Raw genomic sequence first — 23,911 nt, 5'->3', positions numbered from 1 at the left:
GCCCAGGCATGCAGCTCGACGTCGCCGGCCGTCTCCCCGCGATCCCGGCGGGACGTCACGGACGCCTGATGTTCGTCATGTCGCGACCGGACTGGTACACCCGTGCGTCGTCGCTGGCTTGCGCCCGCATCTCCAGACTTCGTGGGGCTTCCCACCCCTGCTTGTTGTCTTCACCCACTTCGGCGGTGAGTTCAGCGACGATCTCAGCAAGAGCCTGTGCCGCTGTCTCGTCAGTGGCGAGCAGTTGACGGAACCGCAGCCGCCAAGCGGCGGCGAGGTCGAGCGCGTCGTCCTCATGGGCCTGGCTGAGGAGCAGTTCGCGGGCGTCTCCCAGCTGTTCTTCCACGGCGGCCACCTGCTCCGGACGGTGCCACAGCTGCCCGACCAGCGTCCGCACCCGTTCCCAGGCATCGGTAGCGAGCGAGTTCATGACCGTGGTTGCAGCTGCCGTCGCCAAGGCCGTCAGTTGCTCGTCCATACACGCCCCCGTGTCCAATTGCGTTGGTCTGCAAGCAAGTTGATGCTACCCGTAGTGTTCATGCGATTTTCGAGAGTGACCAAAATTCGATCGCCGTGGACTGAGGCTCAACCGAACTCGTTCACGCAGGTTCGTGGCACTGGCGTGATGCGCTGGTGCAGTCCTCAGCCGGCAGGCGGGGTGAACGCCAGCACGGATAGTCCGGCGCGGGTGTTCCCGCGGGTTCTGGAGCGAGGTTCGAGGGGCGTGCTGTCTGCCGGCCCGAACAACTCCGCCGACACCCGCGGGGTCCAGGTCGTCAACGACTCAACCTGATGCAGGTCTCCGACTGCCGTGGTGAGTTTCCTGGTCGGCAACTCGCTGATCGTTCCGGGATCGCCGCCCTGCGGAGATGCGGGCGACTCCATGGAACAATACCTTCAGCCACGGGCTCAGGGGGATGACGCCGTATGGAACGGGTTGGGGCTGCGCGAGACCTCGTGCTCGGTTACGTCCACGCTCTGAACGCGATCGACGAGGCCCTGCGGCTTGCCGTCCCCTCGCTGGAGCAACTGGCAGACGTGCTCGGCCTGGCCCGTTCGCGCCGGATCAGCCGGAGTGATCACATCGGCACCTACTCCTACACGGTTCATGGAGCAGGGTGCCGCTTCGTCAGCGACGACGGCACCGAGGTCGATGTGGACTTCGAAGCAGACGGGAGCGAAGTCTTCGACCTCTGGCGGCTGCGTCGGTACGGGCTGAGCCTGCCGGAGCCCCTCGACGCCACGGAGCAGGACCTGCGGTCCGCAGTGCGGTCCCTGCAGCCGCTTCTGACCGAGGTGCGGCCGGGGTGGTTCAGCGTGGCCGGCTGATCGCTCAGGATGAGGTCCGCAAGCGGCGCGGGCGGAGGCGGCCGGCAGTTGGAGCAGGCCCTGGTGGAGATCGGTGCGTCGCTTACAGCTGATGCGGTGCCGTTTCGACTGGTCCAGCCAGGCGAAGGCGCGCTTGACCACCCGACGCACCTTGTCCAGCCCGGAGCCGTGGGCGACGCCGCGCCGCGCGATCATGGGATTGATGGCACGCCTGCGGAGCAGGCTGCGGTACGTGTCGAAGTGGCAGCCCTGGTCGGCACACAGAGGCAGGAATCTCCGATTCGGGTCAGCAGGACTTGTCCGGCCGATCACGCCGCTCGGTAAGGTGCGCCCATGGGGGGCGGCCTGATGCGTGCGGTGGGGTTGAGTCGGGCGGAAGCGATCACGCTCGTGCAGCGGATCATGGAGGCGGACTACGCCTCCGAAGACGAGGCGAACGAATGGCTGGACATGCTCGACAGGGCTCTGGTCTGCCCGTCCGGTCACGTCAGCGATCTCGTCTTCTGGCCGCTGGAGCGGGAGTTGTCGGCAGAGGAAGTGGTCGAACACGCCTTGGCGTACCAGTCGCTCGCTCTGTGAAGTGGGCACTCGACCCTCACCACCAGGGGCCACGTCGTGAATCGGAACCCGACCGCTTTCCGGGGGCCATCGACGAGAGCAGCCGAGGTTCCGTCGAACCGTATCGGGCGGCGTCGGCACGACGTCGAACGAAGCGGCGAACGCCCGGGCGGGGGAACGGATGATCGAGAGGCCCGAGATGTAGCGGCACCTGGCGATGAAGGCGGCGGGGCCCCGCGAGGAAAGGGAGCAGCGCGGTGAGATGCATGAGGAGGAGCTATGAGTAGGAAGCGAGGCCCACAGGTTCCGGCGCCCGGCAGGGGCGTGCGGCGGCTTTGGCTGTTGCCCGACCCGGGTGGCGACGAGCCGTTCATCGACGTCCGGATCGACGGTCACGGCACGCTGAATGTGTGGGTCGCCCGGGACGGACGGCATGATCATTTCCGCTTCGCAGTGACCGCACAGCACGTCGCCGCCGCAGAGCGCAGCGCACTTCGGCGTTGGGCCGTCTTCGCCGTACTCTTCGGTGAACTTGCCGTCTTCCACCCCGATACCGCCCCCGCGCGTCCGCCGGGAGAATGCCGGCGGGTGATCGACACGACCCTTGGTGGCATCGATTCCGAGGTCGAGCAGTACTTGACCATGATGAACAAGCGTTTTCTGGGCGGTCTTCGGGATTCCCTGGCGTTGTTGTGCGAGGCCGATCTGACGCGTTCCTGGAACCGTGAGGCGTTCGAGAAGCGGCTGTGGTTCGGCGTCGAGTCATTGATCATCAGCGATGCGGAACGCGTCCGGCGTGCGCAGGAGACGGAGAGCAGGGCAGCAGCCCGGGCAACCGCGGTGCGGCAAGCCTTTGAGCCGTTCAACGACGCTCTCCTGATGGCCGAGCACGACGACGTCGTGCAGCGTGCCGTCGAACTGCTCGGCTCGAACCCGTTGATCAGCGAGTTCGAGGTTGGCGCGCCCGCACACCGCGACCGGTATCTGACGTTCGGATCCGGTGGCGAGATCATGCTTCGGGACGGCGCGGTGACGGCGATCCTCTTCCACGTCCAGCCCACCGAGGCCGCGCCCCACGGCTTCACGGGGCTCAGTACCCTGATCCCCGGGCTCAGCCGGGACGCCTCGAGAAGCCAGGTCGAGGAGGCACTCGGTGGGCCGATCGTCGGACGCGCCGGCCTGAACGCGACCCACGCCGTCGGGAGCGGGTTCGTGAAGGTCTTCTACGACGCGTGGGCCAAGAAGGACGCGCCCAATCATCTGAGGCTCATCCAGGTGACAGCGGAGGACACGTACGCCAAGACGGATCCCGCTGACGAGCGCTGCCCCGGCTGCGCGGGCTTGTTGATCAGGACGACATCGGCGTCCGGTGGCGTGGACGTGGACGCAACGATCACGGCGCTGCACAACGGGGTCGCCGCCGGCCGTCTCCGCCAGGCGCACAACTGGGTGGCGCTGGACGACATGCTCCGTCTGCACGACTCAGGTCTGATGGAACGCGTAGAGGCACAGCTGGGATGCACGATCTGCCACCGGTACCTCTTCCTCGCGCTGCACCGTGACGCGGACCCGACCTACGAGTACGTCTCGCTCAACGACACCTATCGACGAACTCCGGAGCAGGTCCCGCCGGTGGAGCGGTGGGGTGACGCAGCCCGGATCGCGCGGGAAGCACAGCGCCCGGAACGGATCGCGACCGACGGCAACACCTGGATCCTGTTTGCCAAGGGCAAGCATCTCTTCATGAACGCGCGCTGCTGGTACAGCGCCGTGGAGGGGTCGAGGCTGATCCGCCTGCAGGCCGCCGAGGTGCGACAGTACGAACGTGACGGTGAGGCCTATTTGTCCCGACTCCAGGAGGCGATCAACCGCACCTGGACGAGCGACGACGATCCGTGGCGCTCGCGCGACCTGAAACGGAACGGCATGTCTGACGAGGAGGCCATCGAGGCGAGCCTGGCCGCAGTGCCGGAGGAGCGGGAGTGAGGGGCAGGCGTGACCCCGCACAGTGTCAGGCCTGTCACGCGTCCACCTGGATCGAGTACGCGCGGACAAGGCATTCGGCCTCCGCCGGAACCGCGCCCACCTAAGCCGCCGCGGGATCCGCCGCACCATCCCTCGGCTCCCTCGGCATCCCTTCGCCGCGTCTCCGCCTACTGCCATCACGGCGAACAGCGTTGTCCTCAGCACGAGTTCAGTCGTGATCACATCGACTCGCACGTGTCTGTGGACCTATCTCCGTGGCGCCCGGAAACCTGGTGACCGCTCCGGCGGACCAGAGCCCCCGACTCATCTGCCGCCCCCTTCTGACCTGTGCGCGTTCAGGATGGGGGTCAATGCTCGCAGAGGGAGAATTCTCGTTCGTAGAGCTGATCGTTGTGTTCGTCGACGAAGAACTTGCGTTCCCGCATGAGTTGTTCGCGAAAGTTCCTGGCCTGTTCAAGCGTCATGGTCGAGGTGTCGGACCACGGTTGTTGCGGTGGCACATCGGACGTCGAGACGATCTTTTCCGACGGGTCGACCAGGAAGAACGCGAGAATCTTGCGAGATCCCGGGCGGGTGGGGTCCGCGAGGCGGAATGATCCGACACGGTGCTGCAGGATGTTCGGGAACGCCAGGCAGCGGCCGGCTGGGGTCGCTGCCGAACCCGGCGCCTGGTTCAGAGCGTCTTCGTTCTCCAGGCCGTAGACCTCACGCAGGCCGTTGTCGTCGTTCTGTTCGTAGTCCGGGTCGTCGAGTGCCGCCCGGAAGCTCAACCGACTCCCGGAGATGTTCTCGCTGTCCCAGTAGTAGATGCCGGTCGAGACGATCCGCTCGTTCAGCATCCCCTCGACATGCCAGGAACCGCCGGTGTACTCGGGCTTGTCGGGGGTGAGACAGATGCTGGCGAGCTTGACGATGACCTGGAGGCTGCGGCCGCGCAGATCGACTCGGGCGGATGCGTCGGGCAGCTTCGGCGGAGTGAAGGCCGGGGCGTCCGGAACGACCGGGCGGCGGGATTCCCACCAGTCGTCCTGGGCCTCCTCCCAGGTGCGGAGGGCCTCTGTGTAGGCCGCATCATCACCGTAGGAGGACTTGTCCGGGAATTCCGGCTCCGAGTCGTACCACCCGAAGGGGTCGGCCTCGATGCGCGGGGGCCGTGGATGGCGCAGATCGGTGAGCACGTTCTCCAGCAGAGGGCGCATGCGTGCGAACAGGTCCGGCAGTACGGAGGCCAGTTCATGATGAGTCTCGGGATGCACGTTGTTGACGTACGAACGGAAGGCGACAGCGCCGTCGGCGCTGACATCGACGTCCGTGGGGAGCCACTGGAACTTCTCCGAGAACTCGTATGCCGAGTAGCGGTCCGTAGGGTTCAGCCACGCCCGCTCGGGCGCGTCGCTCGCCTCTCTCGCCAGGCAGAACAGTGAGGGGTGAACCAGATCCAGTACCTGGCCGTCGGAGCCGGGATGCCAGTCCTGTTCTGATTCGGGCACCTGTTCCAGAACCCGGACCGCGTCGCGCAGCCGGGATCTGAGCGTCTCGTCGACCAGCGTGTCCGAATGCCACACCCCGTCGACGGCGGAAACCTCGATGCCGGTTCGTCCGTCCCGCAGCGCGGCGTAATGCGCGAGTTCGGCGAGTACGTAACGAACCTGCGCTTCGCTCAGCCCCTGGGCGACTGCTTCTTGCGTCCACCTGGCGGCGATGTCGGCATCGTTCATCTTGTCGAACCACCCCGGCTTCGCCCGAATGTGTGAGCTGCACTGCATCATCTGCAGTTCCCGCAGCGTTCGGGGTGACGCGAACGATATGGAACGGGAAGCACGGAAGGGCAGCGGGAAAGCAGACAGGCCGGACAATTCTCTCGGTCCTCCGAGTCGGTGTGTGGTGGCGCGAAGAATACTTCAGCCGACCGACACCGCAGCCGCAGACAGCAGCCGCAGTCCACCGCATCGCTGGTTCGGGAGCCGGGTCCCGACGTTGTCGCGCGACGTTCGGTTCGTGTGCGTCCGACGGCGAGGAAGGCGAGGGGGAACGCTCCGGTCCGGGAGCCCGGTTGCGGTTCACCGACGCCGGGCCGGCAGAGAGCGAGCGAGGGGTGGCGCAGAGAGCCGGTGCGGACGGGCAAGCCTCTCCGACGAGGGTCTCCAGCGGGTGAGGAAGAGCGCTCCCCGCACCGGCCGACACCGCATCCGACCGCTTCGCTGCCCCACCCCTGACCTTCCACTGTCAGTCCTGGGAGCCATGATGGGTGGCATGCCGAAGACCGGAGCGGACTACGCATGGTTCGAGAACGACTTTCCAGACATCGCCGAGGCGTACTGCTTCACCCTGGTGCGAGGTCTGACACCGGCTGAGGTGGTGTCCCGGCTCGACGGGCGGGAAGAGACGCCCTTGCGCGGCATAGCGGCAGTCGTCGACGCGGCTTACGCCCGGTACGACCTGGAGCGCGGCGACCGCCAACTGGTGGCTCTGACGGCCGTTGGCGCCTGGACGTTGCTGATCGAGCCCAACGGCTACCTCGGAGTCACCGAAGAGCGAGCCCTGCCGGCCTCCGCCGGGGCGACCTGGGTGTCCCACTTCGTGAACATCAACGCTGTCGGTATGTTCCTCTGGGCAGAGGACCAGGTCCGGCGGCTGTGCTTCGACCCCATGTTTCCGGAGGACCGATGGGGCACCGCCTCTGACGAACTCGTCGACGTCATGCAGAGGATCGGCTTCCACTTCGGCGAGGACGCTCCGGAGACCGATCTTTCGTCGCCGGCCGCGTTCGCACTGGCAGAGCACCTGACAGGCATTGCCATCACTCCGACGCTGCTCGAGGACACCACGTACACCTGCGCCACCGTAGAGATCCGCCGACCGCCCGCCCCGTGAGCCGGCGCGGGTCGGCACACGGTCGAGGAGGGGTTCGGCGCCAGCACTCCGCCGCCGTTCCCCGTGCGCCTGGTACCTGCGTGGCGCGGCGGATGGGTCTCCGGGCCGGGGGAGCGGTTCGGTCAAGTCATCGACGACTACGACGCCGAGGGCCGGTCCAGCACACGGCAGGTACATTTGCGAGCACCCCGACACAGCGCACCTCGGCCCGGCAGTCCGTAGCCGTCCTGACATCGGCCCGGTAGCGTCGGGAGGGCGGGGCAGGCCGGTGTCGAGGACGGGCCGACCCGGGGGCGGTCTCGCCGCGAGAGCTGAACCCGAAGGCGTTTGTGTGCAACGTGCAGGCCCCGTGATGCGGCAATGCGGGGGATCCGGGCGTCGCGGTTGAATGCCCACCGCCTGTGGCGTGGGCAGTATTGGTGGGATGCCCGGTTCGGCGAGATCGGGACTGCACCCTTCGGCCACCGGGTGGCGCGCCCAGCCGACACGTTGTTCAGCGGCGATCCGGGATAGCGTCCTCGACATGGACCTTCGCACCACCGTTGAGCGCGCTCAACGCCTCAAGCAACTGCACGTCGAGTACAAGCCGCTCGTGCTGCCGACCGTCTGGGACGTCTGGTCCGCGCGGGCGGCAGTCGGCGCCGGGTTCCCCGCCCTGACGGTCGGCAGTCATCCGCTAGCAGAATCGCGGGGGGCCGACGACCACGAGGGGCAGACCTTCGAGGAGGTACTCGCCGCCGTCAGGCCGATCGTCGCGGCGGTCGACGTCCCCGTGTCCGTGGACCTGGAGGCCGGGTACGGACAGGAGCCCGCAGATCTCATCGCGGGACTCACCGAGATCGGTGGCGTCGGTCTCAACATCGAGGACACCGTCCACTCGGAGGGCGGACGTCTGCGCAGCACGCAGGAGCACGCGAGCTACATCGCCGGCCTGCGCGCGGCGGCTGAGGATGCGGGGATCCCGGTCTGGGTCAACGGGCGCACCGACTTCTTCCTGCACGCTGAGAATGCCTCAGGCGCCCTCGACGAGGCGATCGAGCGACTGCGGGCCCTGGAGCAGGCCGGCGCCGACAGTGTCTACCCGGTGCGGATTCAGGACGACGACGATCTGCTCGAGGCGGTTATCGGCGCCGTTGCCGTTCCCGTCAACTCCACAGCCCATCCGGTCAAGCACGATCTCGAGCGCTTCCGCCGCCTCGGCGTCGGCCGGATCACCTATGGCCCCCTGCTGCAACTCGCGCTGACGGATGCGATGAAGGACATGCTCGTGCCCTGGGCTCCCTAATGTCCTGACCGGGAAGGTTGTCAGGCCCGGACGGGCGGAATTACGCCTGTCCGGACTCGACAGCGCTACAACCGCCCTGCGTGCCAAGGCATGCTGTTTGCCTCAACCGCCAGGTACCGCTCCACGGTGAACAGGAGGGCCAGCGGTCTGCCCAGCAGGCCAATGGCGCCCGAGGCGGCACCGACGTACCTCTCCCGCCACGACCGCGCGATCTCAGACGCGCCTTCGCGATGCGCACCCAACCGCACTGGAACGCAACGTCGACAACGTCCAGGCGAAGATCCCGCCCCTGTCGACCTACCTGCGGCACGCGAGCCACACCGCTTCGCCCACCACTCCGCCGGCCCGTACAGCCAGGGACGAAAACGTAGCCGTGGACGCAGACAGGTCGCGACTGACGGTGCGCATCGTCCACCTGTCTCGTCGACGGCGGCCATCTCCACGCGTCGACCCGTGATCTCCAAAGCCGAGGGGAGGCCGCCGAAAGGTCGAGTTCCAAGCCGGCCCGGTATATCGGCTCTCGGGGGAGTGGCTCAAGGGCCTGGTCGGGCCGTCCTCGTCACACATAGAAATCATCACGGCATGAGGTGAGTCACCACCCGCGTGAAGGCATGGCAGGATCGCGGTCATGTCCCTCAGCGTTCCCCGCCTCCGGATCGGTTCGACCGAGATCATCGCCCTCGCCGACGGCGAGGGCCCGTTCTTCTCGCCGCGCGCCGAAGCCTTCCCCGAGGCCACGGCCGCACAGTGGGCCGAGGCCGACCGCTACGACCCGGGCGCGGTCGACGCGGAGGGCCGCTGGCGGCTCCAGTTCCGCGCATACGCGATCCGAGCCGACCAGGGCATCACCGTCGTTGACGCCGGCATCGGTCCGGCGGACAGCCCGGCAGGCTCCTGGGCGCCCGTACCCGGTGTGCTGCCGGAGTCGTTCGCCGCCGCGGGCATCGACCCGGCCGAAGTCGACACCGTGGTGCTCACACATCTGCACACCGACCACGTGGGTTGGGCGGTCGTGACGGAGGCGGCCGTCCCGTCAGCGGCAGGCGTGCTGGACGGCAACGCTTCGACCGCCAGCGCGACCAGCGGCCGACGACCTTTTTTCCCGAACGCCGAATACCTCCTCCAACGGGCGGAGTTCGACGTCATCGACACGCTCAACCCGCAGCTTCACGAGACCCTCACCGACCCGCTCGCGGCCGCCGGCCGGCTCCGGCTCCTCGACGGGGACACGCCGCTGCGCGCCGGGCGCGCGGTCGCCACACCCGGTCACACGCCTGGACATCAGAGCGTGCTCGTCGCCGACGGGCACGATATGGCGCTCGTCACCGGCGACCTCCTGGTGCACGCGCTCCAGCTGCTCAACCCCGAGCTCGCCTACGCGCACGAGGCCGACCCTGAGGCGGCCAGGCACTCGAGGGAGCGCATGCTCGGCCGCGAAACCGCCGGTACGCTGCATTTGGCGACGCCGCATTTGACGGAGCCGTTCGTCTCGGCGTGATCGCGGCGGTTCCGAGAGACGGCGGCAGGCCCGGAGGGCATGCAGACTCGACGCTTCGCGGATGGCCGTGTGGCAGCGAGGGCGAGGGGGCAAGAAGGGCCCGGGGCTCATCCATCACAGCGGCCGCGGCTCGCAATACGTGTCCATTCGCCAAGGCGACCGCCTGGTCGAAGCCGACGCTATCGCGTCCCTCGGCTCCGTCGCCGACAGCTACGACATTGCGATGGCCGAGGCGCGCAACGGCTCCTTCAAAGCCGAACTGATCGAGCACCAGGGCCGGTGGCAAACGTATCCACGCACTACGCCTGGTGAGTTCCTGTCCTCAGGCCCCAGTAGCGTCACGGGGGACATCTCGATGGGGGTACGGGCCGCCCACCTCGCCGGGAGAGCTCCGCCAGGAACTGGCAACCGCGGGTCCATGACTGAGTGCTTCAGTTGGCGAGTGAGCGCGTGAGCTGGCGACCGAATGGTGCGTGTCGACGGGCCGGGTGAGCTCAGCCGGCTCCTGGAGTGGTCAAAGGCGCATGGCGGGAGTGCCGCGAACCGCATATGCCGGAAGTCGTGCTTCCTGCAGGTAGCACGGGCAGAGCGAAAGGTCGAACCGCCGTTCGAGAACGCCCAGGGTGCGCCTGTAGATGTCCCTGAAGGGTTCGTCCTCGGGAGCAAGAAGGGTCACCCCGTCGGGGTCCAGTACCTGCCCGGCGACGAGGTCGGGGAGGAGGTGATCGGGCTCCTCACCCCAGCGCACGCTTTCCTCGTGCAATCCGAAGCCGCACTCACCTCGCGGCCGCAGGCTTCTTGCCGGCCGAACGGAACTGCGGTTGTTCCAGCACGGTTTCCTGGACCGCTCTACGCAACTGGCTCTTCGCAGTGGCATGCTCGGCTCCGCGAGGTGTCGAGATCTTGCCCGCCGACACATCACCCGACGGCCCGGCTACTCGATCAGGGCATCCGCGATGATGATCACCAGACCGATCAGCATGTCCAGGCCTCCCGCCCGCAGCGAGGACGGCCATCCGTGGCCGGCGGTGCGGGCGGCCCAGGTGCCCCAGCCGAACAGGGCGGCGGTATTGAACAGCAAGGCTACCTCCGCGGCCGTAGCTTCCGTCCACCACCCGGCTACCGCAGCAAGCAGCATCCCCACCGTGGGCAGCACGGCGGCGACCAGGGGCCACTCGGCAAGAACCAACCGCAGTCTGCTCAGGGGGGCTGTCCCATCGGCGGCCGCACGCTGGGCGATAACGTGTGCGTAGCCATGGGCGGCGCCCGCCGCCAACGCGGTGAGCAGTACCCACAGCGCGTCCGGACCGGGGTCAGCCGTCGCGCTCGTCGCGTCCAACGCGGCCACCAGCGCGCTGGCCAGCACGAGGCCGTAGATGCCGCTGAACAGCGACTGCTCCGCCGGGCGGTGCCGCTTGGGCGGTGCGACGCCCCTCGGGCGGGCATGGTCGGCACGGTCGGGCATCGCATCGCCTCGGTGCGGGAAGAGGGCTGGGTCCGCACATACTCACCCGTGTGACGCCAGGGAACACGACGCCACGCGCAAAGGCTGTCAGGACGCCGCTGCCGGGTGGTGCGGCACAGCACCCGCACCATCCCGATGGGGCGGCGACATGGTGAAGATCTGCTGCCGGTCCCGCCGCATCAAGCGGTCCCGAGGTCTGGACCTTCTGACACTTCCTCTCGGACAGGCCGGTCCTACCCGCCGGCCGGGAGCCGCCGGCACGAGAAGCGGCTTCGCCGCCGCCGAGCGGTCCACCGGCGCGGAGGCAGCCGGCAGTGACGTGGGCACGGGCGGTGCCGACGGATATGCCGAAGCATGCCGGGATGCTCGGGAAGGTGTCGTGGCGGCACAGGTACACGAGCGCCCGTTGGCGCGGTGGTAGCCGGCACCGCCGGTCACCCTCCAGAGTGACGATGAGCCTCGTGACCCACTCGACCAGGGCGTGAGGCAGGTCGAGTGCGACAAGGCAGGGGACCGACAGACCTCTGCCCCCGAGTTGAGACGGCGAATACCTCTCTGAACGGGCAGGGGAGCCCCGTCCGTTGCGCACCCCGGCCCACGCCGCCGACATCACTCGGTCGTCGACCACGCTGAAAGCGCTCGCTGGCGAAGAGGCATGGCCGCCCCCCCCGCACTGCATGGCCGGTCCGGTACGGTCAGGGCCATGCATCAGCCATCTCCGTCGTCTCAAGTGGCCTCCAATCCCCAGAACTCGGATGCCGAGCCACGTCGCACCGCACCGCTGGTGGGATCCCTGGTCATCGGGCTTCTGTTGGGCGCCGCAGGCGTGGGAACGGCTTGGGCGGTCACACAGGACGACACCGTGGACACACCCGCGACGAAGCCGGCGGCCGATGCGCGCGGCGCCTGCGTCGCTCTCGCCAACTTCGACGAGTCGAAGTACACGGCGAAGGGTGACGAGGGCTTGGTGGCCCTCAACCGTTGGAGCGGGGCCGTCACTCTGTCCGCTGCGGCTGCTGCGGGAGACCCGGCCTACAAGCCGCTCTCGGAGGCCCTCAACCGCGCGCAACAACGTCAAGTCCGGGTTTTCGACTTCGACGCCGAAGTGAAGAAGGATCTGGCAGAAGCCCGCCGGATCTGCGCGGACATCTAGTACTAATTCGGCCGGTCATGTGACTACTCCGTGCTCGAGAGCAGGGCCAGGTCGAGGCTGACGCCGCAGGCGAGATCGACTCGGATATCTCGTCGACTCCACTACCGTCCGTGCGCATCAGCATGCGGTCGGAGCCCGTACCGACTCGCCTCCGCCCCCCGGGGCAAAGGATGCCGCAGGGATGGAACACCAGAACAAGGCGCCGTTGCAGAGTCTCGTCACCCGCCTGGTGGAGGTGAGCATGAGGTGAGGGCCTGGGTCGCTTGCGCGGCGGGTTCACCAGGAAGCCGCACCTGGGCACGGACGGCCGCCGCCGCCCGCTGTCCCTGATCGTCACTCCAGGTCGGCGGGCAGACTGCACCCAGTTCCAGCCGGTTCTGGAGAACATCCGGGTGCCCGGATCCGGCCTGGGCAGGCCGCGCAAGAAGCCGGACAGCCTCGTGGCCGACAGCGCTTACAGCAACGGTCCGATCCGCGAGCACCCTGCGACGACGGGGGATCCGCCACGCCATCCCGGAGAAGACCGACAGCGGGGCCGACCGCCTGCGCAAAGGCGGACGCGGTGGCCGCCCGCCCGGCTTCGACGAGGACCGTTGCGAGAAGCGCAGCACCGTCGAGCGGGCGATCAACCGCCTGAAGCAGTCCCGGGCGGTGGACACTCGCTACGACAAGCGTGGCTACGTCTTCCTCGGCACCGCCACCGCCGCGGCCGTCGCGATCTGGCTTCGAACATGAACTACTACGCGACCCAGCAGTAGACGCCCTGCTTCTGGTGCCGGGCACTGCTGACGAGAGCAGCCAGATCACCCACGATCGCGTCCGCGATCTCCGCGTCGATGGCCTCGCCGTCCTCCGCACGCAACTGTGCCCACGAGGAGGCGACATCGCTCAACCTGGAGTGCGTGGCGTCCGCGAGCGCAGTGGACAGGCCAGGCGAGATCGCGAAGACGAAGCATCCGTCGTTGTCCTGGCCGGCGACGACGCGAGGCTCACCGGCCTCGACGAGTTCCTCGAAACTGCCTCCGGCCAGAAGGCATTCCCACTCGACCACCGCCTCTTCGGGATCGAAGTTACCGAGGGAAAGCGACTCGAATGCCCGTCCCGGTCGGGCCTGGAGGACCAGGCGCGCTGACGTGTCGTCCGGCGCGACGAAGAACTTCACGATGATGCTCACTCGGGCATCATGCCCGACGGCCCACATCTGTGATCGGCCGGGCAGGTCCTGCTACTCCAGCCGGACTTTGGTGTACGTCCTGGTCAACGGGCTTGAGTATGGGGATCGTAGCCGGGTGGGCCCGGGTGTGGGGCGGGTAGGTCCGGGTGTGGGGCGGGTTCGCTCGCCCTCTCCCGAGACGGAGTGGCCGCGCCGTGTGGAGTGACGGCGGCGGGCCCGGGCCTGATGCCGGCGCCGACATCTCGACCGGATCGTCATGTGGCTGCCTTGCCGAGCAGGACGCTGGTGGGTAGTTGCCGGTGGACGGCGCATCTCAGTGAGGTCTACGAGGTCGGGTGTGCCGTGGGCGGCTCCCTCCGAGACGCCGTTCGAGGTGTGGATCTGAGTGTCCCGGCGACGGATGCGGTCGGTGGGGTTCGCGATGTCCACGACGAGGGACCGCTTGCTCGCGCTCGGACCGGGATGGTGCCGGGCGGTGGTTCGGCGGCAGCGCGTGCGGTGACGGCCGCACGCAGCTCCGGGTGCCGCTGGATGAGACTGCGATGCACTCCAGCGCCCGTGAGGCGGCGGAGACGGTGATCATTTTCCCATGGGCAGCGAGTGCGCCCTGCACGGTACTTGTGGTCCATGGGCCCACCACATGGCACTTCGGTGGTTCGGCAGGCCTGCGGGACCCTCTCGAAGCGATTACTTGGCTAGCCACTTAATCGATGCTACTTTTATGTGGCTGGCCACACAAGTGGTCGACGCAGCATCCTGCATGAGGAGACCGCAGTCATGAAGGCCATTGTTTTCGACGCGTTCGGTGGTACCGAGGTTCTGCACGAGGCGGAGATCGCCATTCCTCAGCCCGGTCCCGGCCAGGTCCGCGTACGTGTTCAGGCTGTCGGCGTCAACCCGGTGGACGGCAAGATCCGCTCCGGTGTCATGGAGGCCATCTTCCCCACCACGCTCCCCGCCGTGCCCGGCGGGGAGCTCGCCGGTGTGGTCGACGCCGTCGGCGAGGGCGTCGACGACCTGAAGGTGGGGGACGAAGTCCTGGGCTGGTCCGACACCGGCTCCTACGCCCAGTACGCCCTGGCTCCGGCGGCCGTCCTCGCGCCCAAGCCGGTCGGCCTGGAGTGGACGAACGCCGCCGCACTGCCCGTGGCGAGCGACGGCGCCGAACGCGTGCTGGACCTGCTCGACGTCACCTCGGGCGAGGCGCTGCTGATCCACGGGGCGTCCGGTGCGCTCGGCACCATCGCCGTACAGCTCGCCGTCGCACGCGGTGCCCGCGTCATCGGCACCGCCGGACCGGCCAACCAGGAGTACCTCACCTCACTCGGCGCGACCGCGCTGGTCTACGGGGACGACCTGGTCCATCGGGTTCGCGAGCTCGCCCCCGAAGGGGTGGACGCCGTCTTCGACGCCGCGGGCAAGGGTGCACTGGAGGACTCCATCATCCTGCGTGGCACCACTGACCGGATTGTCACCACCGCCGACTTCCGCGCCCGCGAACTCGGCATCATCTTCGCCGAGGGCCCGCAGCGGCGCTCCGCCGCGAGGCTGGCCGAATTGGCCCAGGAGGTCGCCGACGGCAAACTGGTGACCACGCTCAGCGCCACCTACCCGCTGGCAGAAGCCGCCAAGGCGCAGCAGGCCAGCGATGCCGGCCACAGCCGCGGCAAGATCGTCCTCACTGTCAACTGACCGACCACGCCCACTCCTATGATGAGGAAGCAGTCATGTCCGACACCACCTCACCGGAACTGCCGAACACGGCACGTGACGGGCGGTTGAGCTACGCCGTCTTCCAGCTCGCCCGCGCCCACCGCAGCCATGCCGCCGCCATGCTGCGCGCCCTGAACCTGCACCCGGGACAGGAACTGCTGCTGATGCAGCTCTTCGACCAGGACGGCCAAACGCAGGCAGAGCTGCTTGAGCGCGTGGGCCTGGACCACTCCACCGTCTCCAAGTCGCTGCGCCGCATGCAGGAGGCCGGACTGCTGACCCGGGAGCCCGCTCCCCACGACCGGCGGGTCATGGTGGTCAGCCTCACCGATTCCGGCCGCGCGCTGCAGGAGCCCATCGTCGATATGTGGCGCACACTGGAGCAGATTTCCGCAAGCGACCTGACCCCTGACCAGGTCGAGATGTTCACCACGTGTGCGCACATCATCGAGAAGTCGCTCAGGGAGCACAGTCGGCAGACAGCTGTCGGTTAATCGGGCGCGGCCAGGCGGGCTCGCTTGTCAGGCCGGCCGCCCCTGCCGGCGGCGGTTTCGAGGTCCGCAACGAGGGCGTAGTCCGGCTGCCGGATCAGGTGGCATTCCAGCGGTGGGAGGGGCGGGCGGGCCATCAGCGACAGGCCGGCGCGAGCGATACGGCGCCTCGGAACGCGGCCGCAGGCTCTGCCCCGGTCGGAACATGCCTCGGGGGTGACTCAACTCTCCTCCTGCCGACGCACCATCTCGGTGATCCAGACGGGCGCGTACGGAGATGTACAACCAGGCGAGGTCGGGTAGTCCTTGAGCACTCCGAGGCGCTCACCGATGGCGAGGGCGCGAGCCCGGTGTGGGGGGTGCCTGATCCCGATCTGGGCCAGGCAATGGTTCATCGCCCACTGCAGACGGTCCGGGGCACCACTCATGTCCGCTTCGATGACATCCAGCAGGCACGCCAGGTCGAGGCCCTCGGGCTTGGTCGTCACACGTGCCGTGGTCAGAGCCCTGCCGGCGCCGGCGACCACGGGGTCCGGATCGGCCAACCACGCCTGCCGCAACTCTTCGGCGTGCGGGCTCTTCTTGACGACATAGCTGATGAGCCAGTCGTGCACCTTAGGTGTGCGCGCCTCGCGCAGCATGGAATCCAGCTCGTTGCGCGTGAACGCCTTCGGACGGCAGATCAGGAGCGCAAGAAGCCGCGCCGCAGAGTCACCCGACTCCCAGAGCCGGCTGGCTAGATCCTGGTTCGCCCTGAGCCTTTTCGCGAGCGACCGCAGCGCACCCAGGTTCACGCCGTGATCGTCACCGTGCTTCTCGTTGACCGCACGGATCTTCGGGTCCTCGAACTCAGCCAGTTCGGCCAGCACGCCGGCCACCGTTGCCTCGGGCATCTCGCGCTCTCCTGTCCTCTTGTAGGCGCACCCTACGGTGCAGGCAGGCCTCCATCGAGGACACTCGGTTCATGGCGACCCGGATGACAACCTCCGCAGGCAGCATTCCGTCCTGGAGTTCAGGCGTTGTCGAGGGCTCAGCGCCGCCCGTGCGGGGCAAGCGGCCGGCCCCGGAGCCGCCCGATGTCGTGCTCGGTGACCGTGTCTACGACTACGACGAGTACCGCCGCCTCGTCCGCGCGCTCGGCGTGAAGCCACTGATCGTGCGACGCGGCAGTTCCGGACTCGGCGCCCAACGCCGGGTTGCCGAGGGGGCCTTCGCTCACCTGCCACAGTTCCGTGGCTGCGGATCAGCTGGGAGGTCCGCGACAACGTCCACGAGGCATTCCTCACCCTGGGATGCGCGCTCATCTACTGGCGACGCCTGGCACAGCCGATCCGATCCCTCGTCCTCCCGCAGTAGCCATTCCCTGACCGAAGGAGCACGGTCAAGGAGCTGGCTGACCTGAATGCCCTCTTCGCGTGAGGTCACCCGAGGCAGCGGGGTGAAGTCGTCGGGAAGCACATCCAGCAGGCTCATCACGCGGTCTCCCGCACGCAACGTGATCAGCAGCTCGCATCGCAGCTGACGTGGAACGTCTGGGCGGTGGGGCAGGCTGTTCCACAAGGCTGGCCACAGGTAGTGAGTTCCTTCTGGCGCCGTATTCGCCTGCACCCACGTTGGGTCCAACCGCTGATTCAGACGGAGGTCGCACGCTCGCTCTTCCAACCTGAACAGCGAGGCCGAATCGATGACTTTCACCTCGCGAGGCAGCGGCTGTTCGAAGTGCATCGTTCCATGCTGCCTGGCAGCGCCCCACAACGAGGAGCCGACCCCGAAGAATCATTGAGGAGTCCGGTCCGGTGGGCCGCCGGTATCCCCGAGCCGATGAGCGAGGCAATCACGCTCAGGTGAAGCCGAGTTGGCGCCTGCCGGTGCGAGGGCACAGGGCAGCGACAACAGGGCCTCCTGGTGTGCTCAAGGTCTCGACAACCCCGAGTTGCACCAGAGGTCCTGTCCTCATGCACGGACAGACCGAAGATCGCCCGACCGAGCCGTCGCGTTCGAACCCATGCTCACCAAGATCGATACGACAAAGGCTTCTCATGGAAGACGATCGTCTTTCCGGCTGTGCTGTTGGGATCTCCGCTGTTCAGGTGTGAAGTGAACACGCCTCTTCCGCAATAGGGGTGACGTGTCGCGTCTTCTCTTCGGTGGAGGTGCCGGATGCCGTTCGGGCTGGGGTTCCTCGAGGATCGGGAGCTCGCCGTCCGGCAGCGGGAGAAGTCGCTGCGGGACGAACTGGGCCGACGCGTTGCCGAGTCGGAGGAGGCCGAACCCGCGCGGGATCGCCAGGCGAGCGCGAAGGGGAGACGGTGAGCCAGGTGCCGTCCGATTCCTGTGGGCCCAAGGAGCTCAAAGGGCCCAAGAACGTGGAGGTTTCCGGGGTACCTGGCCGACCGAGCCGGAACCTGTGGCGCCCGGTACGGTGCCCCCTGGGGCCGGTCCGGCGGGAGGGGCTTGACGTGACGACGCTGTCACCGGACTAGCAGCGGATCATGTACCCCTTGTCCGATCGTGAGCAGTACGGCGAAGGGCCGGAGATCTACGGGCGACCTGCCGACGCGCGGACTCTCGAACTGGTCCCGGCGACCAGCTGCAGCAGGAAAGTGCACGTCACGCGGCTGGCCCCTCTGCTGTGGCGCAGGCGGGCCCGCGCCAGGAGCGTGGTCTGTGCAGGGCAACGACGCCCGGGCCGAACCCACAGAACGGATCCTCATGCCCGTCGACGTGCACGATCACGCAATCCCTCACAAGTCCACCGTCCCCGGCGCGAACGCGGGGGATCAGGTCAAGCTCTTCGTGCGGGAGGTCGACGGCACGCCGCCCGGCCATCCCGACGAGCGCACGGCCGTCCTGATGCTCCACGGCCGGAGCGTTCCGGTGCTCGCGGGCTTTGATCTCGACTACAGGTCGTACAGCTGGGCCAACGCGCTGGCGAAGGCCGGTTACGACGTCTTCATGATGGACCTCCAGGGCTCGGGGCTGTCACCGCGACCGAAGATGGACGACCCTCGCAACGTCAACCCCGCCCAGCAGTACCTTCTGAAGCCGAGACCTCCAGGTTTCACGCCAGGCACGCCGAACTATCCGTTCCAGCTGACCAACTCGAACAGCGACCGGGACGAGCTGAACGCCGTCGTGGAGTGGATCATCCGCGAGCGCAAGGTGGACAAGGTCGCCTTCATCAGCTGGTCTGCGGCCGCGTTCACGATGGGGCCGTACGCGGTCAAGAACCCCGGCAAGGTGTCGAGCCTATTCCTGCTGGCGCCGATCTTCCCGCCCGACGGCACGTCGAACGCCCCCGCCCCGTTGCCGCGGCCTGGCTTCCCGATGTTCGTGAGCACGAAGTCGGGAACCTGGAATGGGTGGGGCGACGAGGTGCACTGCGAGGGCCAGCGCGAACCCGCGATGGAGCACGTGGTGTGGGATGCGATCATGCAGAGTGATCCGATGGGCAGTATGTGGGGGACGGTGGGTGAAGGGCTCAACCGCATCAGAAACTTCGTCCGGTGGGGCTGGAACAAGACCACTGCGGCGCAGGGCGGCGTCCTTGGAGGCAGCGTACCGACGCTCATCGCGTACGGGGAGCACGACAGGCAGGTAAACACGTCCAGCGAAGATCCGGAACTCAACTTCTCGGTCCCCGCTCTCTACAACGCCATCGCGGGCGACCACAAGCTGATGGTCAAGCTGGACTGCGCCGGGCATTCGGTGGTGTGGGAGATGCAGCACAAGAACCTGCACAACCTCTCAAAGCACTGGCTCAAGCACCTGAAGGTCGACGGCAAGACCCAGGGCATCTTCGACATGGCCACCAACGGCGACATCAGCCCGGCTCCGTAGGCCAGCCGAGCCCCGGCCGTGAACCGTCGGGGCTCAGAGTCCTAACATCAACTCCGCGCCGTCCTCAGGGCGCCGCCACAACCAGCGAAGAAGGTGCCGACGGCGAGCGCAGCGTACGGCGCATCTGCGGCATCCCCGAACGTGACGGCGCGCCTGACAGCGACACGCTCTCCTGGGCTCGCCAGCAGAACAGTGAGAGTCCCACGTTCGCTACTTCCGCCACTCGGAATGAACGCGACCATCAGTCTTGGTGGCCCCGTGCATGGCATCCAGACCTGTGACTCCTTCGTCGAACACCCGGTCTTTTCCCTACGCCTGCAGATGCCCCCAGCAGCGCGCGGCGACCGGCTGGAGCCCCAGAAGGCCCACAAGCTGCTGTGTAGCCTCGCGGTGATGCGCCCAGCTGGCTCCAACGCCGCGGCCGCTATCCGCACAGCGAGGGTTGCCGCCCTCATCGCCGCTACCGGCCGATGCGTCTCCCAGCTGCACTACCTGGACGTCACCGCTCAGGCCCGAGGCCACTGACGCCGAGCTGACGGCGCTGATGAACGACGCCTGACTCGGCGCAGCACTTGCGATCGGGACGTCGAAGTCTTTCAAGCTGGCGGCCAAGATGCCCAGTTGGGCTGACAGTGTGGTGAGCAGTGGCGCGGCCTGGCGACCCGATACGACAAGACCGCCACCATCTACCTCGCCGGACTCCACATCGCCGCCATCTTCATCTGGTCAGCCAGGTGACCCACCCGGGGTGCCTAGGCCCATCCCTCGTCAAGGTAAATGGTCCAGACTTCTCCCACTGCCTTGTGCAGTTCAACCAGAGTCGCGACGTCGGTGATGGCTGCCGGGGCGTCGGACAGTCGCAACGGGGAGTCCGGGACGCTGTTGCGGGTGTAGACCGGCAGTTCGCCGTTGCAGTTGAAGGCGTGAAGCGATGGGGGAGCATCGTTGAACCATGCGGGACAGTTCTCCTCGACCCATGCAGCCGCGGCGTCGACACGATCCGCATGCACCAGTAGATGCTCAGGAGCAGGCCCGCCACTGAACTGCACGAGGAAGCCCTGGGCGTCCACTGCCCACCAATCCCACATGAACCCAGGTCGGGGGTGCCGCAAGATCGTCGTCATGCCGTCACCGTATCCAGGCCGCACAAGACCGTGAAGGTGATCCGAAGGAATCGGCCTGGCAGCCCTCGCACCGCACCAGATCGCGGACCGGTCCGCAGGAAGAGCCCAGAGTGTGACCTTCAGAGCTTCGCGTCGCGCATGCGGTACCCGGCGCCAAATCCGCAGCCACGTGCGGAAGTTACGCAAACACGTCGCCCGGGCGCGATAGGTTGCCCGCCATGAGTGAACTGAAGTCCGTCACCTGGCCACCGGTCCCGATCAGGACCGAGAGGCTCGTGCTCCGTGAGTCCAAGGCCCGGGACCGTGTGACGTTCATCGAGCTGCTGGCGTCGCCAGAGGTGCACACCTACCTCGGCGGACCCCGCCCGCGTGCCGAGCTCGAGCGCGAGGTGCCCGAGGTGCCTGGGCAATGGCCCGGGTGTTTCGTCGTTGAACTCGACGGGGCGATGATCGGCGAGATCCTGCTCAGGAGAGCACCGGAGCACGGGCGCCCGGCCGCCGAGGGGAAAGTCGATCTCGGATACCTGTTCCTCCCGCGGGCGTGGGGGCTCGGGTACGCCGCCGAGGCGTGCACGGCGGCACTCGACTGGCTCGACGGCGTCCTTCCCGGCGAGCCGGTGGTGCTCCACACCCAGACTGCCAACGTCGGCTCGATGCGCCTCGCGGGAAAGCTGGGGTTCACCGAGGTTGAGAGGTTCCGTGCCTGGGACGCCGAGCAGTGGCTCGGCCTGCGGTCCCCGGTCACACCGTACGCCTGAGCCCGTGGCTGAAAGGCGTGGTTGTGTCGGTCGACACCGAGACCGGCGATCCGGGTGGTCCCACAGCGGAGCTGCTGCGGGGGCCGCCACCATCGTCCGAGCGGTCGCCCTCGAACTCGCCGCCGTGGGGGAGTGCTGAGGCATGCGGAAGGTGTCAGTGCTGTCGCCGGTCCGTCCCGGGTCGACCGGCGTGGACGTTCCCGGAGAGGAACACCCAACATCAACGGCATCGACAAGCTCCGCCACGCCATCGAGCAGACCTTCGCCCTGCTCACCACTTCCAACGCCCCGTCGGTTCGCTGGGAGCGACGCATCGAACTCCACGACGGGGCGAAGTCCGCGCTCGGCATCCGGTGAGAACCGAGTCCGCTACGGAAGAACCGCCGTCAGCAAAGCCCTCCGAGGGTTTTCGTCGCGTCCTTCCCAGCGGACCCGGAAGCGCCGGAACTCCGCGCTCTTGTCGGACAATTCGGACGCTCACCGGGGCCGATCAGCTTCGACATGATCTGCCAGGCGGCCGATGAAGCCCGCCGCGCGCGTCGGCTACCGGCCGCTGCGGGGCACCGTGCTCGACGCCTCGACCGTGTCCACCACAAGCCAGTGCTCCGAGATGTAATGGACCTCGTCACCTGCATAGCCGAGCACGTACTGGACGTTCCCGACCCGGGCCGGCAGAACGTCCTCCAGGACGAACGTACCGTCCTCGGCGACCGGGACCGACGGCAGGTCGACGACCTCCGGGCCGTTCATCCGCTGCACCGTGATCCGCGGCGCCTCGGTAGGTGCCAGTCCGTCCAGGTCCAGTCGCCCGGTCACCCTGAACGGCCCCCCGGCGACGGCCGGGCCGTGCGTCACGTCCACGAGACGCGACGGTGCCAGGGCCTCCCGGGTCTGAATCCTGTGCAACCAGAACCTCGTGCCCTCCTGGTTGGAGGTCACGACGAAGAGCTGTTGCCCGTCTCCGGAGAACTCCACGCCACGCGGGACGACGCGGTGGCCCGCAGCGTTGTCCTCGAAGCTGATGCGCAGCGGCTGCCGCTCGACCGACGGGTCGGCGAACGCCAGGGTCAGGTCGGCTGTATCGTCCGACGCCGCGCCGCCCTGGGCGAACCACTTGCCGTCGGGACTGAAGGCGACGGCCGTGGGCGCCACACCCTCCGGCAGCGGCGCGTAGCGGTTCTCGAGGAAGCCGGCGTCCCGGCCGTCGAGCAGCACGGTCCCCCGCACCCCGTCTGCCACCGCGAGGACGGTGCCGTCCGCGGAGAAGTCGGCGTCCCGGAAGTCCATGCCTTGGCCCGAGCCGTTCTCGGTGAACCGGCGCTCGCCAATGAACTCCAACAGATTCCCGTCCGCCCCGTCCGTCACCCGGTAGATCCCCAGGTCGGGGTCAGCGGTCGGGGACCAGCGCTCTGGAGCGGTCACCAGCAGACCTCCGGGCCCTCCCTCGAGATGGACCGGGGTGCTCGAGTACATGACCTCCCCGGCCTTGCCGCCCGCGGCCGTCGCGGCGACGCCGACACTGCCCAGCGCGTCGACGCAGCCCCCGGGCGATGCTGCGGGCCGGCTGGTGAAGAACAGTCGCCCGCCGGTGTGCACCAGCTCCCGCCCACAGCTGTCGGCCGGCGCCGGGCTCGGGTCGAGGGGGTACAAGGACCCGCTGTGGTGGGAGTAGTTCGCGATGTGGTCCGATTGCCCGGCGTAGACTTTCGAGCCGTTCGGCTCCACCGCGACGCCGGACAGGGGGGCGGCCATGTGGACGCTCGCAACGGCGGGCCCGACGCCCCCGTAGAGCACGCCGATCAGCTCGCCGTCCCGCGATCCGTCCGGATAGACACGGTCCCCGGCGATCCACACGCGCCGGCTGGCGTCGTCCACCGTCATCTGGGTGAATGACGCGGCAGACAGCTCCACACCCGGACCCGACGGCACCACGGCCGCCGCGGCGGTGTTCGGGGCGGCGGCCCCCGGGGTTGCGGACGCGGTACCGGTGACCGTCGTCAGCGCCGACCCGGCCAGCGCGCCCGCCAGCAGCACCGTCGTCAGCCTGCTGCCTCTTCCGGACGTCTTCTTCAACGCTGATCCCACCCCTGATCTCAGCGCACCACCGCGGACCGGGCGGCGCTCGCTCAGACGGAAAGCGTCATCAAGAAGTCGAGACAAGTCGTTTTGACGCCGAATCGGGGTTGGGACGCAGAGCGTCCACGCGGCGGTGAACTGGACATCCTCGGCCTGGCGGATCCTCGACGTCTTCGCCGACGCTGCTGGACCGATGCGTGCCCGCGACCTGAGCCAGTCCCTGGATCTCCCGCTCAAGCCGAAGAAGACCGAGAATACCCGCCACAAGCTCAAGCGCCTGGTCAGCCCGGGCGTCCCCGCCGAGACCGAACCGGACCTGTTCCATGCGGCGCCGCCCGTAGCAGCCCTCCGTTCATGCCACCGTCCGTCACGGCTGCCGCACTGGGCATCCGGCTCACGACGCTGGTGACCCGTCACGCGGAGCCACCGCATCGCTGTGACGAGCTCTTCGCTGAAGTCCTCGCAGAGAGCGAGCAACTCGCGGCCGGTGGACGAGCCGAGCAGCCCTGCGGAATCGGTAGCACTCCGAGAGCACCATGACAGGCGGCCTCGACAGCGAAGTGGAGCCCTCGCTCGCCCGGTTCGCC

At 67.8% G+C, this 23,911-nt stretch carries 26 protein-coding genes and 2 pseudogenes; 16 read left to right on the top strand and 12 right to left on the bottom strand.

The window, feature by feature from the left end; all coding sequences use genetic code 11:
* Positions 1–55: 55 nt before the first annotated feature.
* Positions 56–478, bottom strand: coding sequence for a hypothetical protein (locus JOC24_RS13655; RefSeq protein ID WP_205020517.1), 423 nt, complete (start codon positions 476–478; stop codon positions 56–58).
* Between the two features lie 449 nt (positions 479–927).
* Between JOC24_RS13655 and JOC24_RS13650 the strand changes: the two genes are divergently transcribed.
* Positions 928–1,329 carry a DUF6896 domain-containing protein gene (locus tag JOC24_RS13650; protein ID WP_205020516.1) on the top strand — a complete coding sequence of 134 codons (402 nt, stop codon included), beginning with the start codon at positions 928–930 and terminating at the stop codon, positions 1,327–1,329.
* A gap of 45 nt (positions 1,330–1,374) precedes the next feature.
* Here JOC24_RS13650 and JOC24_RS33225 read toward each other — a convergent pair.
* A pseudogene (locus JOC24_RS33225) lies at positions 1,375–1,593 on the bottom strand (IS5/IS1182 family transposase); the annotation flags it as partial.
* 84 nt (positions 1,594–1,677) lie between these two features.
* Between JOC24_RS33225 and JOC24_RS13645 the strand changes: the two are divergent.
* Positions 1,678–1,908, top strand: coding sequence for a bacteriocin immunity protein (locus tag JOC24_RS13645; protein WP_205020840.1), 231 nt, complete (start codon positions 1,678–1,680; stop codon positions 1,906–1,908).
* Between the two features lie 258 nt (positions 1,909–2,166).
* Positions 2,167–3,873, top strand: coding sequence for a hypothetical protein (locus JOC24_RS13640; RefSeq protein ID WP_205020515.1), 1,707 nt, complete (start codon positions 2,167–2,169; stop codon positions 3,871–3,873).
* A 347-nt stretch (positions 3,874–4,220) separates the two neighbouring features.
* Here the strand turns inward: JOC24_RS13640 and JOC24_RS13635 are convergent, their stop codons facing one another.
* Positions 4,221–5,729, bottom strand: a complete 1,509-nt coding sequence (locus JOC24_RS13635) for a DUF4246 domain-containing protein (protein WP_205020514.1) — start codon at positions 5,727–5,729, stop codon at positions 4,221–4,223.
* Positions 5,730–6,126: 397 nt separating this feature from the next.
* Here JOC24_RS13635 and JOC24_RS13630 point away from each other — a divergent pair, with 397 nt between their 5' ends.
* The 3 genes from JOC24_RS13630 to JOC24_RS13620 all read left to right on the top strand — a co-directional run bounded on the left by JOC24_RS13630 (position 6,127) and on the right by JOC24_RS13620 (position 9,530).
* Positions 6,127–6,747 (top strand): DUF6461 domain-containing protein, encoded by a 621-nt coding sequence (locus tag JOC24_RS13630; protein ID WP_239580435.1) that lies wholly within the window; start codon positions 6,127–6,129, stop codon positions 6,745–6,747.
* A 523-nt stretch (positions 6,748–7,270) separates the two neighbouring features.
* On the top strand, positions 7,271–8,032 hold the full coding sequence (locus JOC24_RS13625; RefSeq protein ID WP_205020512.1) for an isocitrate lyase/PEP mutase family protein: 762 nt from the start codon (positions 7,271–7,273) through the stop codon (positions 8,030–8,032).
* A 628-nt stretch (positions 8,033–8,660) separates the two neighbouring features.
* The gene (locus JOC24_RS13620) at positions 8,661–9,530 is read left to right on the top strand and encodes an MBL fold metallo-hydrolase (protein ID WP_205020511.1); all 870 of its coding nucleotides are present in this window, start codon (positions 8,661–8,663) and stop codon (positions 9,528–9,530) included.
* A gap of 514 nt (positions 9,531–10,044) precedes the next feature.
* On the opposite strand, the gene JOC24_RS13615 is transcribed toward JOC24_RS13620, so the two are convergent.
* The 3 genes and pseudogenes from JOC24_RS13615 to JOC24_RS13605 all read right to left on the bottom strand — a co-directional run.
* Positions 10,045–10,278 (bottom strand): hypothetical protein, encoded by a 234-nt coding sequence (locus tag JOC24_RS13615; protein ID WP_205020510.1) that lies wholly within the window; start codon positions 10,276–10,278, stop codon positions 10,045–10,047.
* Between the two features lie 186 nt (positions 10,279–10,464).
* Complete coding sequence (locus JOC24_RS13610) at positions 10,465–10,995, bottom strand: hypothetical protein (RefSeq protein ID WP_205020509.1); 531 nt, start codon at positions 10,993–10,995, stop codon at positions 10,465–10,467.
* A 310-nt stretch (positions 10,996–11,305) separates the two neighbouring features.
* Positions 11,306–11,515, bottom strand: a pseudogene (locus JOC24_RS13605) (IS5/IS1182 family transposase); the annotation flags it as partial.
* 342 nt (positions 11,516–11,857) lie between these two features.
* Here JOC24_RS13605 and JOC24_RS13600 point away from each other — a divergent pair.
* Together JOC24_RS13600 and JOC24_RS34180 are read left to right on the top strand one after the other, a co-directional pair.
* A complete protein-coding gene (locus JOC24_RS13600) occupies positions 11,858–12,148 on the top strand; it encodes a hypothetical protein (RefSeq protein ID WP_239580434.1) in 291 nt (96 codons plus the stop codon).
* Positions 12,149–12,411: 263 nt separating this feature from the next.
* Positions 12,412–12,906 carry a transposase gene (locus JOC24_RS34180; RefSeq protein ID WP_205020508.1) on the top strand — a complete coding sequence of 165 codons (495 nt, stop codon included), beginning with the start codon at positions 12,412–12,414 and terminating at the stop codon, positions 12,904–12,906.
* Here JOC24_RS34180 and JOC24_RS13590 read toward each other — a convergent pair.
* A complete protein-coding gene (locus JOC24_RS13590) occupies positions 12,888–13,322 on the bottom strand; it encodes a hypothetical protein (protein WP_205020507.1) in 435 nt (144 codons plus the stop codon). The two genes, JOC24_RS34180 and JOC24_RS13590, sit on opposite strands and share 19 nt — an antisense overlap.
* Before the next feature lie 777 nt (positions 13,323–14,099).
* Between JOC24_RS13590 and JOC24_RS13585 the strand changes: the two genes are divergently transcribed.
* Positions 14,100–15,014, top strand: coding sequence for an NADP-dependent oxidoreductase (locus JOC24_RS13585; protein ID WP_205020506.1), 915 nt, complete (start codon positions 14,100–14,102; stop codon positions 15,012–15,014).
* Positions 15,015–15,049: 35 nt separating this feature from the next.
* A complete protein-coding gene (locus JOC24_RS13580; protein WP_205020505.1) occupies positions 15,050–15,529 on the top strand; it encodes a MarR family winged helix-turn-helix transcriptional regulator in 480 nt (159 codons plus the stop codon).
* A gap of 218 nt (positions 15,530–15,747) precedes the next feature.
* Here JOC24_RS13580 and JOC24_RS13575 read toward each other — a convergent pair whose 3' ends face one another.
* The 3 genes from JOC24_RS13575 to JOC24_RS13565 all read right to left on the bottom strand — a co-directional run bounded on the left by JOC24_RS13575 (position 15,748) and on the right by JOC24_RS13565 (position 17,251).
* Complete coding sequence (locus JOC24_RS13575) at positions 15,748–16,419, bottom strand: DNA alkylation repair protein (protein ID WP_205020504.1); 672 nt, start codon at positions 16,417–16,419, stop codon at positions 15,748–15,750.
* A 137-nt stretch (positions 16,420–16,556) separates the two neighbouring features.
* Entirely contained in the window at positions 16,557–16,745 is a 189-nt protein-coding gene (locus JOC24_RS13570) for a hypothetical protein (RefSeq protein ID WP_205020503.1), read from the bottom strand.
* On the bottom strand, positions 16,742–17,251 hold the full coding sequence (locus JOC24_RS13565) for a hypothetical protein (protein WP_239580432.1): 510 nt from the start codon (positions 17,249–17,251) through the stop codon (positions 16,742–16,744). The genes JOC24_RS13570 and JOC24_RS13565 overlap by 4 nt, the downstream gene beginning before the upstream one ends.
* Before the next feature lie 435 nt (positions 17,252–17,686).
* Here JOC24_RS13565 and JOC24_RS13560 point away from each other — a divergent pair, with 435 nt between their 5' ends.
* The 3 genes from JOC24_RS13560 (at position 17,687) to JOC24_RS33805 (ending at position 19,891) form a co-directional block, all read left to right on the top strand.
* A complete protein-coding gene (locus JOC24_RS13560) occupies positions 17,687–17,839 on the top strand; it encodes a hypothetical protein (protein WP_205020502.1) in 153 nt (50 codons plus the stop codon).
* Between the two features lie 483 nt (positions 17,840–18,322).
* On the top strand, positions 18,323–19,366 hold the full coding sequence (locus JOC24_RS13555; RefSeq protein ID WP_374104498.1) for an alpha/beta fold hydrolase: 1,044 nt from the start codon (positions 18,323–18,325) through the stop codon (positions 19,364–19,366).
* A 393-nt stretch (positions 19,367–19,759) separates the two neighbouring features.
* A complete protein-coding gene (locus tag JOC24_RS33805; protein WP_275588510.1) occupies positions 19,760–19,891 on the top strand; it encodes a hypothetical protein in 132 nt (43 codons plus the stop codon).
* Positions 19,892–20,118: 227 nt separating this feature from the next.
* Here JOC24_RS33805 and JOC24_RS13550 read toward each other — a convergent pair whose 3' ends face one another.
* Positions 20,119–20,490 carry a hypothetical protein gene (locus JOC24_RS13550; RefSeq protein ID WP_205020500.1) on the bottom strand — a complete coding sequence of 124 codons (372 nt, stop codon included), beginning with the start codon at positions 20,488–20,490 and terminating at the stop codon, positions 20,119–20,121.
* Positions 20,491–20,708: 218 nt separating this feature from the next.
* On the opposite strand from JOC24_RS13550, the gene JOC24_RS13545 reads away from it, so the two are divergent.
* Together JOC24_RS13545 and JOC24_RS13540 are read left to right on the top strand one after the other, a co-directional pair.
* Positions 20,709–21,248, top strand: a complete 540-nt coding sequence (locus JOC24_RS13545; RefSeq protein ID WP_205020499.1) for a GNAT family N-acetyltransferase — start codon at positions 20,709–20,711, stop codon at positions 21,246–21,248.
* Positions 21,249–21,380: 132 nt separating this feature from the next.
* Positions 21,381–21,605 (top strand): hypothetical protein, encoded by a 225-nt coding sequence (locus JOC24_RS13540; protein ID WP_205020498.1) that lies wholly within the window; start codon positions 21,381–21,383, stop codon positions 21,603–21,605.
* A gap of 186 nt (positions 21,606–21,791) precedes the next feature.
* On the opposite strand, the gene JOC24_RS13535 is transcribed toward JOC24_RS13540, so the two are convergent.
* Positions 21,792–23,321, bottom strand: a complete 1,530-nt coding sequence (locus JOC24_RS13535; protein ID WP_239580431.1) for a WD40 repeat domain-containing protein — start codon at positions 23,319–23,321, stop codon at positions 21,792–21,794.
* A gap of 136 nt (positions 23,322–23,457) precedes the next feature.
* Between JOC24_RS13535 and JOC24_RS13530 the strand changes: the two genes are divergently transcribed.
* Entirely contained in the window at positions 23,458–23,733 is a 276-nt protein-coding gene (locus JOC24_RS13530) for a hypothetical protein (protein ID WP_205020497.1), read from the top strand.
* Positions 23,734–23,911 lie beyond the last annotated feature (178 nt).

The organism is Streptomyces sp. HB132, from assembly GCF_016909575.1.
GTDB lineage: Bacteria > Actinomycetota > Actinomycetes > Streptomycetales > Streptomycetaceae > Streptomyces.
Note: the sequence above shows the minus strand (reverse complement) of the source record. Positions and strands in the feature narration are given on the sequence as shown.